This is a genomic window from Streptomyces sp. NPDC094034 (genome assembly GCF_040303865.1).
In the GTDB taxonomy this organism is placed as follows: domain Bacteria; phylum Actinomycetota; class Actinomycetes; order Streptomycetales; family Streptomycetaceae; genus Streptomyces.
The window spans coordinates 1-13,072 of the sequence record NZ_JBEOUD010000061.1 but is presented as its reverse complement, the minus strand read 5'-3'; the positions used below and the strand labels follow the sequence as shown (position 1 = coordinate 13,072).

Sequence of the window (13,072 nt, the reverse complement as noted above, 5' to 3'; positions counted from 1 at the left end):
CTTTGGGCTCCCTCGCCTCATGCGCGCAGCCGATCCCTTGGAATCGATCATCTAGTCCGCTGTGAACTGACCTCCGATTTCCATCTGGTCGGCGGGCAGGAGGCTGCGTGTCGCGCCGGCGAGGGAGCCTTCGGGGAGCAGTGTCACGAAGCGTCGGCTCATCGTCTGCTCGTCCTCACCCTCGGCACCCGCCTTCCGCGCCGTGGCCTTCAGCACGACGTTGCCCTCATCGGACGGCAGGTCGATGCTCACCGGGTAGGTCATTTGTCCGTTGGGCACGACATCGAAGGGGCGCGATGACGACGCGAGCACCTTTCCGTCCTCGTTCTCGATTGTGACGTTGATCGTTCCGGTGGCCCGCTTCTTCCCGTCGTTGACCAGCGAAACGTCGAACGTGCGGAAGCTGTTCGCTTCCAACGCCCGCTGCCAGAAGTTGATGTAGACACCCAGCGGGTTGAACGCGTCGGCGACGTACTCCTCGTAGTACGGCTGGAAGGTCAGATTCTCGACGTCGCGGAAGTTGTCGACGACCCAGCCGGTCGACAGGTAGGAGAGGTAGAGGATGCCCGCGTAGTTCCGGTACGACCTCCAGTATTCGATCTGCCCCGCGAGGAGGTACGCCTGGGTGCGGAAGCGGTCGTCGGCGGTCTCGTGCGGGTACGGCGTCTTCGTCCACAGGTCCTTCGTGTACGGGGTCGGGTCGCCGTCGCGGGTGAGCCAGATCCAGTCGAACTCGGTGATGAGCGCCGGGTGTCCCGTGGGCGGGTCATACGGTGCGCGTCGGGCGCCTCCGCCGAACTCGAGCTGCGGCATGTCGAACTTCGGATCGTTCGACATGTACTGCTTGTACTCGTGAGGATCATCCGGCCCTTGCGGAGGATTCCAGCTGTTGCCCCACGGGCGGTCGGAAAGGTCGAGCTTGCGGACGGCCTCGATGATGTCGTTCGACTGCTCGGGCGGGAGCTTCGACTCCAGACTCGCGGCCCAGTAGACGATGCTGGGGTGGTTCCAGTTCTCGCTCAGCCAAGCCTCGTACTCCCGGCGAAGCGTGGCGGTGTCGAACTCCTTGCTCCACCCCTGCCTCACTTCGGGCATCAAGGTCCAGACCGGGAACTCGTAGAAGACGAGCAGCCCCTCCTCGTCCGCGATCTCAAGCCACTTCTCGGGCACCGGTCCGATGGTGAACTTCAGCGTGTTCCAGTGCATCCGTCGAGGGATGGGGCCGAGGAGCTCGCGTACCCAGTCCTCCTGCCACGGCAGTGTCCCGGACTTCTCGTCGTCGAAGAAGCGATGCAGGCATACCGTCGCACCACGCAGGAAGATGACCTCGCCATTGAGGTAGGCGCGCTTGGTCGCGGCATCGAACCTGAACTCGCGTACGCCGAAGCGGGTCGATGTGCTGTCACCTCCCGTAGAGGTGTCGAGCACGTAGAGGTTCGGCGACTCCCGCGACCAGAGTTGGGCATCGGGGAGCGGAATCGTCTCCGTGAATGTGCGCGATTCACCGGCTTCGAGCGTGACGTCCTGTTCCGTTCGCGCCATCACGTCGCTGCCCTGCCATGCGCGCACCGCCTGCGCGAGCGTGGTGGTGACGGATGTCGACGTGGTGTTCGTCAGCTGCGTCCGCACGGTGATCTGCTTCGGATCGATCCGCGGCGCGACCTGGGTCGAGGTGATCGAGACTCCGTCGTTGAAGATCGCCGAGACGGTGTCCCAGATGCCGGGAGTCCAGTGTGTCTTCTCGAAGTCGACTACCGCCGTGTTGCCGGGTGGCAGGACGCCGGGGTGTGCTCCGATGCGGATGACGACGTCGTTCTCTGCCGACCAGCGAATGGCATGGGTGATGTCATGGTTGGCAGGGGTGAATCCGCTGTCGTTGCCGCCGACGCGTACGCCGTTGACCCGGACTTCGGAGCCGAACTGCGCTTTGCTCACCCGCAGTGTGGCGACGTCGCGCGGCGCAGGGGCCTCGAAGGTCGTCCGGTACCAGAAGTAATTCCGCGGGTGGCCCGGGGTGCCGGCGCCGGTGAAGCGGTGCGGGTCCGATGGCAGGCCGACGAGTCCCTTGACGACCTCGTACTCGGGGGTCTCGAATTCGTCGATGCCGGGGAACTCCGGCGTCGACGAATGGGTCAGGGCCGGCACGGGGACGCGGTGCCGGTACGCGGTCGGCGGTTCGGTCGCGGAGACGGTGTCTGCCACGTCCCACACGCCGTCCAGGAGGACGGTATGCCGCGCGGTGCGGTGTGTCATGAGGGTGCCCTCTTCTCCGTTGAGTGGCCTCGGGGGCTGGGTCTACAGGGTCGGATCGAAGATGAACTTCAGTCCGGAGCCGGAGCGTGTCTGCTCGAAGACGGACTCCCAGTCGTCAAGTGCGGCGACGTGGCTGATGAGGGGACGAGCTGCGACCCCTTCGCCGGCCAGCAACAGCAATGCCTTGTCGAGGGCATGTGGTGACGCGCCGTAGTACGTCTTGAGGGAGAGCCCCTTGAGGCAGAACTGGTCCATGTCGATGGGTGTGGGGGCTCCGAAGATGCCGAGCTGGACGTAGGTTCCGGCTTTCGCGCAGGCCGTGAGGCACAGATTCGCCGCGGCCACCGCCCCGGAGCACTCGATGACGACGTCGAACTGTTCGCGGACCGCGCTCGCGTCCAGGGGCGCGGACTCTCCCACGACAGGGAATCCGAGATCCCGCGCTACCGTGAGCCGGTTCGAGTCCCGGGGTGTGCCGGCTACCGTCGGTGTGCCCCCCGCCAGGCGTGCCACCTGCGCGGCCAGCAGCCCGACGGTTCCGGGGCCGGTCACGAGTACACGGTCACCGGGCGCTACCACGGGCGGGAAGTCGAGCGCACCGAGCACGCAGGCAAGCGGTTCGGCAAGCGCCGCGTCGAGGAGTTCGAGCCCGTTGGGCACCAGGTGCAGGTTCTGCACAGGGATCGTGAGGTGCCTGGTGAACGCGCCATCGGCGAGGCGTCCGATGGCGCGGCGGTTCTCACAGAGGTTGCGCCGGCCTCGCAGACAGTTGCGACATGTGCCGTCCGCGACGATGACCTCCGCGACAACGCGCGCACCGAGCCACTCGTCGCCAACCCCGTCGCCGCACTCGACGACCGTGCCGCTCGTCTCGTGCCCCATGACCACGGGGGGCTCAGTAGGCCATTCGCCGTCCATGATGTGCAGATCGGTCCCGCACACCCCTGCCGCGGCGACCTCCACCACTACCTCACCCGCGCTCGGCGGGCGCACGTAGACGTCACGGATTTCCACCCCGCCGGCGCCCCTGGTGGTCTTGACTATCGCCTTGGCCTTGCTCGTTCGCCGTTCCGGCGTGCCCGTGGTCACTTCGGCGGCAGGGGGACGCCGCCGAGGTTCACCGCGATCTCGGTGATATGCCACCGGCCGAGGTTGCTCGACAACAGGCGATTGCCCTGGAAGGCGAGGTTCGTGGGGTGGGCGAGCGTGTGGGCCGAGTCATCCTCGCCGACGACGGTGGCGGTGCCGTCCATCGAGACGTTGAGAACCTTGCTCGGTTCGTAGCAGCCCACGAAGACCGACCCGTCCTCGCCCACAGCGAGCCCGTCGGGATAGATGCCCGGCAGGATGGCGAGGTCGCGCTTGTCCCCCGCCGAGCCGTCGGCCTCCACCGCGATGGCGCTGATGGCGTTGCGGAACGTCTCGGCGACGTAGAGCGTCGATCCGTCCGGGCTGAACGCCAGCCCGTTGGCGAAGGTGAACGGCCCTTCGTGCCAGACCTCCCCGGATCCGTCGGGGTTGAAGACGAGGACGCCGGGTCCTGGTTCGTCGAACTTCCAGCTGTCGGACACGAACAGGCGGCCCTGGCGGTCGAAGGCCGGGTAGTTGGGCAGGAGGAACCGATGTCCTTCGACGCCGTCCGCGAAGAGAGTGAGCGTGCGGGTCGCGACCTCGAGGCGGAACACCGCGGCATGCTTCATGTCGCAGATGAAGAGGTCACCGTTGTGGTCGAAGGCCATGCCCAGGCAGAAGCCCTCGGTGCTCGCGACGATCTCCCAGCTGCTTCCGTCGGGGGCGATCCGGTAGATCTCGCCGCGATCTCCACCGCACCAGATATTTCCCTCCTGGTCGACGGCGATCCCCTCGGGATGCGAGATACGAACCTCGGTCGTGGCGCCTTCGCACAGGACGTTCATGGGAACGTCCTTGCCCATGTACTTGTCCATAATTTCCTTCCTTTCGTGATGCGTTGCCGGCTGTCGCGGCGGCCGGGTCAGTTGAAGGTCCAGCCGCCGTCGACGAGGAGCGTCTGTCCTGTGACGAAGGCTGAGGCGTCGCTCGCCAGGTAGATCGCCGTCGCGCCGATGTCGGAGACCGAGCCTCGCCGCTTGACCGACTGCTTCTCGATCACTGAGCGGTCGAACGCCGCCGGGTCCTCGTACAGGCCGAACTCGGCACGCGTGGGGAAAGCACCTGGTGCGAGCACGTTCGCCGTCACGCCGAGCGGGCTGACCTCACGTGCGAGGGCGCGTGTGAGTCCGACGACCGCGCCCTTCGTCGCGATGTAGGCGCCCAGGCCGTCCGGATTGCCCAGGAAGAAGGTCACCGACCCGAAGTTGATGATGCGGCCGCGGCCGCTCGCCTCCAGATGGGGGAGCGCGGCCTGGACCGTTCGCAGGTAGCCGACGACGTTGATATCGAGTGCTGTCGCAACCTCGTCGAGATCGATGTCCGCCAGGGGGGCGCTGGGGAAGATCGCAGCGTCGTTGACCAGAATGTCGATCCCGCCGAACCGCGACGCGATTGCGCGAACCGCGGCCGTCACAGCAGCCGTGTCACGAACGTCCACTGTGTGGGCGACGGCCTGTCCCCTCTTGTTGAGCATCGCCTCGACGTCGGCAAGCGCGGCGGCGTCGATATCGATGAGCCCCACCTTCGCGCCCGCCCCGACGAAGGCAGTCGCGATCGCGAGACCGAGGCCGTGGGCTGCGCCCGTGATGACAGCGGTTCGTCCTTCAATGCTGAAGAGATCAGAGGCGTCGAACGCTGTGGGCTCGGTGTATTCCGATGAAGCCTGCATGCACTGCACCTTTCAAGTGCTGGGAGCACACCCACCTGACCGGCACCGGCACATGCCGGGGCAGGACAGGGCGGCCGGTCAGATGGGTGTGGGTCTGGTGAACGCCGCGTCGCGAGTACCGCGGCCATTCGGCTCATGCCTTCCGAACGTCCAGGCGGCATGCGGCGAGGCTGCCGGCGCGTACGACGTCGAGGTCGGCGCTGCCCATGGCAGGGCCGATGCAGAGGAACAGGGTGTCCTCCTGGTCACCGCCGAGAGCGACGGCGAACACCGCGCTGCCGTCCGGCGCTGAAACGCGGTCCAGGATTTCGCCGCCTTCGGCTACGCGCAGTGCGCCCTTGCCGCCCGCGTCGGCAACCCAGAGGGCTCCTTCGCGGTCGATGCAGATGCCGTCGGGAAGGATCCCTCCGCTGCCGAGCGCCTCGGCTTGGTCGTATTCGTTGTTCAGCTCGTGGAATACGGCCCAGTCGCGGCGATTGCCGAGAGATCCGTCGTGCGCGATGTCGAATGCCAGGATCCGGCAACTGAAGGTCTCGGCCACCAGGAGGGTCGTGCCCCCGCCCGTCACCACCGCTCCGTTGGGGAACATGATCGGCTCCCCCACCTGAACGGCCACACCCTCGGCATTCACGTGCACGAGACGGGTCGGGGTCATCACCGCGTCCGGTGACTCGTCGTCAAACCCGAAGTTGCCGACGTAGAGCCCGCCGCGGCCGTCGTCGATCATGTCGTTGACCGGACCCGGGCACAACTCCCGCAGGTCTGCGAACGTTTCCAGTCCACCGTCGTCGCGGATCCTCACGATCCGACGGTCCAGCATCGACGAGACGAGCAGCTTGCCGCCGGCGTCTCGGGCGAGGCCGGACGGTCGCATGGGGACCGTGGCCACGGACTCCACGCCAGTGCCTTCGCGGTACCGGAACACCTCTCGTCCGTACATGTCGGAGAAGTACAGGTGGCCGTCATACCAGCGGGGGCCTTCCGGGAATGCGAGGCCCGTCGCGATGGTGGTGAGCTCACGCATGCCGATCACCCCAGGTTCGCGAGCAGGCCCGCGTCCACGCCGTAGCACGATCCGGTGACCGCACTCGCTTCATCGCTGAGAAGGAATGCCGCGACCCGGGCAACCTCTTCGGGCTCGATGACGCGGAGCATGGGATGCCCCTGCCCAAAGGAGTCGACGGTGGCGTCGATGTCGCCGGCGCCCTGCATCTGGGCCAGCTCGCGTGCCATGGGAGTACGTACTGTGCCCGGGGCGAAGCAGTTGACCCGGATGCGCTCAGTGGCCAGTTCGACCGCGAGCGAGTTGGTCATCGCGACGATCGCGCCCTTGGACGCCGAGTACAGGGCGGCCGTCGGGCTGCTCGCGAAGGCCATTGCCGAGGCCGCGAGTACGATTGATCCGCCTCCGGCCGCCCGCAGATGCGGCACCGCGGCGCGGATGAACTGAAACGGCCCCAGCACGTTGGTCTCGACGACGTCGCGCCATTGGGAGTCGGGGACCTCCGCGATCGGTGCGAGACGGAGCACACCCGCGAGGGCCGCGAGTCCGTCGATCCGACCGAACTCCTCGACCACCGCCGCGACCGCGGACCGCACGGTCGCATCGTCCCGTGCGTCGCCCTGGATGGCCAGCGCGCGCCCGCCGCCGGCGTTGATCTTGGCCGCCTTCTCGGCCGCCGCGTCACCATCGATGTCGAATACGGCTACCGCGCCCCCGCCCGCCGCGACCTCGTCCGCGAGCGCGGCGGCGATGCCTTTCCCGCCCCCAGTGATCAGATAGGTCCTGCCGTCGAACCGGCCCATCTCGGGTCCTCCTTCTGCGTCTTCTCTGTTGGCGTTGACGAAACGCACCTTGTGTCCATCCGGCCTGTCACGAACGCCTCGCGTGCTGGCGCTGTCCGCCCCTGACCGCTCTGCTGCCGACCTCGCGACAGCAGGGCGAATGGGGCAACGTGGGGTGGTCAGTTCTTTGCGATGGTCCAGGGCTGCACCGAGTAGCCCCAGACCGCCGGGGGCGTGTAGTCGACCGACTTGCTGTGCGCCCAGAGGAAGGTGCTCGCGACGACCGGCGCGAACCAGGCTTCCTCGACGAAATACCGGTTGACGTCAGCGAACGCGTTCTTCTGACCGGACGCGTTCGCCTTGTCGAGCAGCTTCGTCAGCTCCGGGGTCGACGTGCCGAACGGGTTGAACACCGGGCCGAGGGCCGACGCGACATCAAGGGCGTCGGAACCTGAGTACGTGGTGGGGAAGTAGAACATCGCGAATTTCTTCGATGAGAGGTTGGGAACGATGTCCTGCAGTGACACGCTCTTCCACTTCACCTTGATACCGATGTCGGCGAGGGACTGGGTCAAGAACGGCTCGTACTGGGACGAAGCAAGCGTGCTCGGCATCGTCACCGAAAATCCGTCCGCGTAGCCGGCTTCCGCCATCAGCTTGCGAGCGGCCTTGACGTCGTGCGGGTAGCGGCCCTTCAGGTCAGACAGGTACGCACCGCCGTCGGCCCGGAAGATCTGGTCGACGCCATGGGACTGCCCCGGTGAGAGCTTTTCCACAGCAGAGCGGTCCAGGGCCATGTTGATGGCGTGGCGCACACGCTTGTCGCCGAGTGCCGGCACCACGTCACCTTCGCGGTCCGCGATCCAGATGTTGCCCCAGGTGGTGGGCTTGTCGACGCCGGTGGCGAACTGGCCCTGGAGTGACGTGGACTGGTCCTGGCTGATGCCGACCGCATGGTCCAACTGACCGGACCGCAGGCCGTTGACTGCCGCGGTGATGTCGGGGATCACGGAGATCTCGATGCGCTCAAACGGGTACGTGTCGGCCCGCCACTGGCCGTCGACCTTGTCGAGCACGTACTTCTCGCCGATCTGGGTCTTGGCCAGATCCAACGTGTAGGGACCCGAGCCGACAGGCTTGGTCGCCTCAGCAGCGGTACCGAGCGTGGACGGTGCGGCGACGAATCCCCCCACGCCGGCCAGGCTCGGCACGAGTGAGGCGTTGGGCTTCGACAACGTGATCACCACCCTGTCCCCCGCTTGCGCCTTGATCGTCTCCACACCTGTGAAGCCGTCGCTGCTCCCGGATTTGAAGGTCACCATCAAGTTGTCGACGACCGCCTTGGCATCGACGACCTCGCCGTTGGAGAACTTGGCATGGTCGCGGATGGTCAAGGTGAGGACCGTACGGTCCGCGTTGTACTCGAACTTCTTCGCGAGGTTCGGAACGATCTCCCCCTGTTGGTCGAAGGCGAGCAGGGTGTCGAAGATCGAGGCCTGGATCATGATTTCGCCGCCGCCGTACTTGCCGATGGCGAAGCTCGCCGCCGCCTGTCGGGTGGAGATGCTGAGAACCCGCTGCTCGCTCTTGGACTCGGTGAGTGCGCCGGAGCATCCGCTCAGTACAAGTACGGTGGCCGCTGCGGCGGCTGTGAGGCCCGTCCAGCGATGCCGGGTTGAATCGCGCACGTGTGACTCCTCTGTCATGGTCTGCGTTGCCGTCACAGCGAGGGGGATCGCAAAGGGTGAGAGCGGCCTTCGTCCCCGGGTGTGACCAGAAGCCCTGCGGTCTGGCAGGCCGTCCGGTCAACGGCCTCAGGACGAAACCGAGGATTCGATTCGTCCGAGGAATGCTTGCCTGGCCGCGCGACGTTCGGCCTGCGCGTCCGGGTCGGCGGTGGGTGCGGCGAGCAGCAGTCTTTGGGTGTAGTCGTCCTGCGGGTGCGTCGTGACGGTGGCGGCCGGACCCGTCTCGACGATCTCGCCCCGGTACATCACGGCCACCCGGTGACTGATGTGGCGTACGACCGCCAGATCGTGGGTGATGAAGAGATAGGCGACGCCGGTGCTGCGCTGTAGCTCGATCAGCAGATCCAGCACGCGTGCCTGTGTCGTCAGATCCAGCGCCGAGACCGGCTCGTCGCACACGATGAGCCGCGGCTCGAGCGCCAGTGCGCGAGCGATCGCGATGCGCTGACGCTGCCCGCCGGAGAACTCCCGGGCGAATCGGTCCGCGCTGTCCTTCGGCAGGCCGACGCGGTCGAGGAGCGACGCCACGCGGCGCTCTGCTTCGGCGCGTTCGACGCACTGGGCGATGAGAGGTTCGGTGAGAATGCCTCGTACCTCCATCGCCGGAGTGAGCGAGGTATAGGGGTCTTGGAACACCGCCTGGATGTCGCGCGCACTCTCCCGCTTCCGGCCTGCGGGCAGGTGCGTGATGTCCTGGCCGTCGAAGGTGATCGCACCGCCCGTCGGCTGCGCCAGGCCCAGCACCGCCCGACCGACGGTTGTCTTCCCGGACCCCGATTCGCCCACCAGGCCGAGGGTTTCGCCTGGTGCGATGTGCAGGGACACCCCCTTGAGCACCTCGGGCAGACGATGGCGGAACCTGCCACCGGGATAGCGCAGCCTCAGGTCGTCGATGTGCAGGAGGTGGTTCATCTCGCCCCTTCCTTTGCCCTGGGCGCCGGCATGTCGGTACGGACGGTCTCCTCGCCGAGAATCGAATCGATCAACGATCTCGTGTACTTGTGTGCGGGGTTGCGGAAGATCTGTCGCACATCGCCCGTCTCCACATCCCGGCCCTCTCGCATCACCACCACTCGGTCGCACAGGTCGGCAACGACACCGAAGTTGTGGGTGACCAGGAGCACGCCCATATCGAGTTCCCGCTGCAACTCGCGAAGCAAGTCGAGGATCTCGGCCTGGACGGTCACGTCGAGCGCGGTGGTGGGTTCGTCCGCGATCAGCAGCTTCGGTCGCGTGGCAACGGCGCCGGCGATGAGCACGCGCTGCGCCATGCCGCCGGAGATCTGATGCGGATACGAGGTGAACGTGCGCTCGGGATCGGGGATGCCTACCCGTGCCAGCAGCGTGAGTACGCGCTGTTTCGCCTGCGCCGACGGCATCGTGCGCCGCAAGGGCTCGACGAGCTGGGAGCCGACAGTGAACGAAGGGTCGAGGTTCGACATCGGCTCTTGTGGGATGTACGCGACGTCGGGACCGCGTAGCTCGCGAAGCTCCGCCCGCGTCAGCTTCAGCAGGGGACGGCCATCCAGCGACAGCTCCGCGGCGGAAACGTGGGCGTGGCGGTTCAGCAGACCCAGGATCGCGAACGCGGTCTGGGTCTTGCCGGAGCCTGACTCGCCGACGAGGCCCACGACTTCGCCGCTCTTCACGGTCAGCGAGACCTGGTGCACGACCTCGTTCAGCGTCCCGTCAGGACGTGGATGTCCGATGCGAAGATCCCGCACCCTCAGCAACGCCTCGTCGAGCGGTGGCTCCGTCGCGGAAGCGGCCTCATCCGCGGGCTCCGTAACGTCCCTGAGCGCACGACGGTTTCGGCGCCTCGTCGGAACGGAACCGCCGGCAAGCGCGTCACGGTAGGCGTTCGCGAAGAGGATCAAGGCCCCGGTGAGGACGACCAGGCCGAGCGTCGGCCACACCATCTGGACGGGATACCCGTACAGCGTCGTGAAAGCCGCTGAAATCATGGAGCCGAAGCTCGGGGTACTGGCGCCGACGCCGAGAAAGGCGAGGCCGGCCTGAACGTTGATGCAGACCGTGGCGAGGAACGCGGCCTGGATGACGATCGGACCGCGCACCGCGAAGAAGACGTGCCGTGTCAGGATCCGCCGCGTGGACAGCCCCGCGACCTTCGCGGCGTCGACGTACAGCTCCCGCCGGATGCCGATCACCATGTTCCGCACGAGGCGGTAGACGCCGGGAGCGAGCATGATGCCGAGGAGCACCATCGTCAGCTGGTACGACCCTCGCGTCGCGGGCAGCAGTACGACGAGCATGAGCAGGGTCGGCAGGGCCATGACCAGGTTGAACACCCACGACGTGATCGAGTCTGTGGTGCGTCCCGCATACCCGGCGAGGAGACCGAAGACGACACCGAGGACGACGGCGACCACGGTTCCGATGAACGCAGCCGTGAGGGAGACACCGATCGAGGCGAGCAGCCGGGACCAGATGTCGAGCCCCTGACCGTCGCCGCCGAGCAGCCATCCCGGCGTACCGGCCGGCGCATTGATGTGATCGGTCGAGCTGTACTGGGGGTCGTGGGTGGTGATGAGCGGTGCGAGCAGCCAGAGCAACGTCATGGCGGCCAGCACGGCGACAGACCCGATCGCCATCGGGTCGCACAGTAGCGCGCGCAGGACACGTCCCTTCCGGGGCGGCGATGCGACGGACGGCTGATCTGGCGCGAGGGTTCCCATCTGCTGCGACATCACACCCTCACCTTCGGGTCCAGCCACCCCTGCGCGATGTCCACGATCAGGTTGACGATGACGACGAGCACGACGCTGACGAGCGTGACGCCGAGCAGTGCGGGCAGGTCGCCTTGCACGGTGGCGTTCATGGCGTAGGCGCCGTAGCCGGGCAGGGCGAATATCCGCTCGATGAAGAGCGATGCCCCGAAGATGCCGATGAACTGGAGCGAGAACACGGTGAGCGCCGGCCCGGCCGCGTTGCGCAGCGCGTGCTTGCAGAGAATCGCGCGCTCTGACACGCCTCGGCTGCGCAACGTGCGGATGTAGTCCAGGCCGAGCTCGTCCACGAGCGAGCCGCGGATCTGCGCGGCGAGGCCGGCGATGCCGCCGATGGCCAGCGTGATGGAAGGCAGGATGACCGACGCCAGCCAGCGCCCCGGTGACTGGGTGATCGGTACGAACCCGATCGCGGGCACCCAGCGCAGCACGATGGCGAAAACGTAGACGAGCCCGATCGCAAGGATGATAACCGGGAGGACGTACGACATCGTCCCGATCGACTGCAGCACGCGGTCGACAACGCCACCCCGAGCCGCCGCGGTGATGCCCAGCGCGAGGCTCGCGACCACCGTGATCAGCAGTGCGACGACCACCATCGAGAATGTGACCGGGAGACGACTGGATATCGCCGAGGCGATGGGCTCTGAGGTGAAGTAGGAGACGCCCAGGTCACCGTGCAGGGCGTGCGCGATCCAGTGGAAGTACTGCTCGACCAGAGGCCTGTCCAGGCCGAGCTTCTCGTTGAGGATCGCAACCTGTTCGTTGGATGCGGACGGACCCAGGATGTTGCGGGCGATGTCGAGGCTCGCGCCGTAGGTCAGGAAGAACACCAGGGAGGTGACAACGATGATCACGATGATCCCGCTCACAAGACGGCGCAGCAGGAATGGGATCATCCGCCGGCCTCGCAACTCACTGAGTTCGGGTTGAGGACGCCCAGCATGAACATCACTACCTCCACGCGTCGTGCGGCTGACGTCATGTCAGCGGTTGGGTAGTCCGGAAATTTGGCGATCTGCGCGAGAACTCGCCGATGGGGCACATCGGTGCGTACGGAATGAGCAGTCCGACACGGTGTCGGCAGCGTCGTCCCTCGTCGAGGAACCGGCTACCGCGCGGCTTGCGTCACCAACGGCGGGGGCAGAGTGGTCGTCACGCATGGCGCTGGTGACGTCCAGCCGCCCACCGGTCTATCCGCGTCGTCACGTCGCCCAGGAGCGACGCGATCTGGCCCGAGGACAGCCGCGCGGACCGTGAGGCAGCGTCGATGGTGACGAGCCTGCGGAACACCATGACGTCGTCGCCACCATCGAATGACCTGGCCACGACGCGCGGGGTGACGGGACCGATGTGGATGTCGAGATCGTGGTCATCGCGCTCGCGGCGGATCTCGACACCGTCGTGGCACCCGGAGTGGGCCAGACCGATCACGAGCGCGTCATCAGCCGACGGGCGGGCGCCGGGAAGTACCTGACCGCCGACGCAAGCGAATTCGGACGACTCGACGCACGTAGCGGGCAATGATCGCGCAGCAGCACCGATGCACTGCACGATCGCCGATACGGCGTCCTCGCACCCGCCCGCCGACGTGACATCGACCTCGACGCGACCTGTGATCCGCTCAACGGTGTCGACATGCCGCCTAGTCTTCTGAGTCAGGAATTCTGTTCAGATAGCTGGCGAGGCGTTCGAGGATCTCGTCTGCGGTCTTCGTCCAGACGTAGGGCCTGGGGTCG

Annotated in this window: 11 protein-coding genes; all 11 read right to left on the bottom strand. The window is 66.5% G+C overall.

Annotated features, from left to right (window positions below; all coding sequences use genetic code 11):
• Positions 1–51: 51 nt before the first annotated feature.
• Positions 52–2,253 carry a glycoside hydrolase family 2 protein gene (locus tag ABTZ59_RS33840; protein ID WP_351423330.1) on the bottom strand — a complete coding sequence of 734 codons (2,202 nt, stop codon included), beginning with the start codon at positions 2,251–2,253 and terminating at the stop codon, positions 52–54.
• Between the two features lie 42 nt (positions 2,254–2,295).
• Entirely contained in the window at positions 2,296–3,342 is a 1,047-nt protein-coding gene (locus ABTZ59_RS33835; protein ID WP_351423325.1) for a zinc-dependent alcohol dehydrogenase, read from the bottom strand.
• Positions 3,339–4,199, bottom strand: a complete 861-nt coding sequence (locus ABTZ59_RS33830) for an SMP-30/gluconolactonase/LRE family protein (protein ID WP_351423320.1) — start codon at positions 4,197–4,199, stop codon at positions 3,339–3,341. The genes ABTZ59_RS33835 and ABTZ59_RS33830 overlap by 4 nt, the downstream gene beginning before the upstream one ends.
• Positions 4,200–4,246: 47 nt before the next feature.
• On the bottom strand, positions 4,247–5,053 hold the full coding sequence (locus ABTZ59_RS33825; protein WP_351423316.1) for an SDR family NAD(P)-dependent oxidoreductase: 807 nt from the start codon (positions 5,051–5,053) through the stop codon (positions 4,247–4,249).
• 133 nt (positions 5,054–5,186) lie between these two features.
• On the bottom strand, positions 5,187–6,077 hold the full coding sequence (locus ABTZ59_RS33820) for an SMP-30/gluconolactonase/LRE family protein (RefSeq protein WP_351423313.1): 891 nt from the start codon (positions 6,075–6,077) through the stop codon (positions 5,187–5,189).
• A gap of 5 nt (positions 6,078–6,082) precedes the next feature.
• The gene (locus tag ABTZ59_RS33815) at positions 6,083–6,859 is read right to left on the bottom strand and encodes an SDR family NAD(P)-dependent oxidoreductase (RefSeq protein WP_351423310.1); all 777 of its coding nucleotides are present in this window, start codon (positions 6,857–6,859) and stop codon (positions 6,083–6,085) included.
• Between the two features lie 158 nt (positions 6,860–7,017).
• Positions 7,018–8,526 (bottom strand): ABC transporter substrate-binding protein, encoded by a 1,509-nt coding sequence (locus tag ABTZ59_RS33810; RefSeq protein WP_351423306.1) that lies wholly within the window; start codon positions 8,524–8,526, stop codon positions 7,018–7,020.
• Between the two features lie 126 nt (positions 8,527–8,652).
• The gene (locus ABTZ59_RS33805) at positions 8,653–9,498 is read right to left on the bottom strand and encodes an ATP-binding cassette domain-containing protein (RefSeq protein ID WP_351423295.1); all 846 of its coding nucleotides are present in this window, start codon (positions 9,496–9,498) and stop codon (positions 8,653–8,655) included.
• Complete coding sequence (locus tag ABTZ59_RS33800; RefSeq protein ID WP_351423288.1) at positions 9,495–11,198, bottom strand: dipeptide/oligopeptide/nickel ABC transporter permease/ATP-binding protein; 1,704 nt, start codon at positions 11,196–11,198, stop codon at positions 9,495–9,497. The genes ABTZ59_RS33805 and ABTZ59_RS33800 overlap by 4 nt, the downstream gene beginning before the upstream one ends.
• A gap of 95 nt (positions 11,199–11,293) precedes the next feature.
• Positions 11,294–12,232: an ABC transporter permease gene (locus tag ABTZ59_RS33795; RefSeq protein WP_351423281.1), complete on the bottom strand. Its 939-nt coding sequence runs from the start codon at positions 12,230–12,232 to the stop codon at positions 11,294–11,296.
• Between the two features lie 256 nt (positions 12,233–12,488).
• Entirely contained in the window at positions 12,489–12,767 is a 279-nt protein-coding gene (locus tag ABTZ59_RS33790) for a hypothetical protein (protein WP_351423276.1), read from the bottom strand.
• Positions 12,768–13,072: the final 305 nt, after the last annotated feature.

Excerpts from the sequence above, each read along its gene's own strand:
- ABTZ59_RS33840 (WP_351423330.1), bottom strand. The coding sequence starts at position 2,253 with ATGACACACCGCACCGCGCGGCATACCGTCCTCCTGGACGGCGTGTGG.
- ABTZ59_RS33830 (WP_351423320.1), bottom strand. The coding sequence starts at position 4,199 with ATGGACAAGTACATGGGCAAGGACGTTCCCATGAACGTCCTGTGCGAA.
- ABTZ59_RS33825 (WP_351423316.1), bottom strand. The coding sequence starts at position 5,053 with ATGCAGGCTTCATCGGAATACACCGAGCCCACAGCGTTCGACGCCTCT.
- ABTZ59_RS33820 (WP_351423313.1), bottom strand. The coding sequence starts at position 6,077 with ATGCGTGAGCTCACCACCATCGCGACGGGCCTCGCATTCCCGGAAGGC.
- ABTZ59_RS33815 (WP_351423310.1), bottom strand. The coding sequence starts at position 6,859 with ATGGGCCGGTTCGACGGCAGGACCTATCTGATCACTGGGGGCGGGAAA.
- ABTZ59_RS33805 (WP_351423295.1), bottom strand. The coding sequence starts at position 9,498 with ATGAACCACCTCCTGCACATCGACGACCTGAGGCTGCGCTATCCCGGT.
- ABTZ59_RS33800 (WP_351423288.1), bottom strand. The coding sequence starts at position 11,198 with ATGGCGATCGGGTCTGTCGCCGTGCTGGCCGCCATGACGTTGCTCTGG.
- ABTZ59_RS33795 (WP_351423281.1), bottom strand. The coding sequence starts at position 12,232 with ATGATCCCATTCCTGCTGCGCCGTCTTGTGAGCGGGATCATCGTGATC.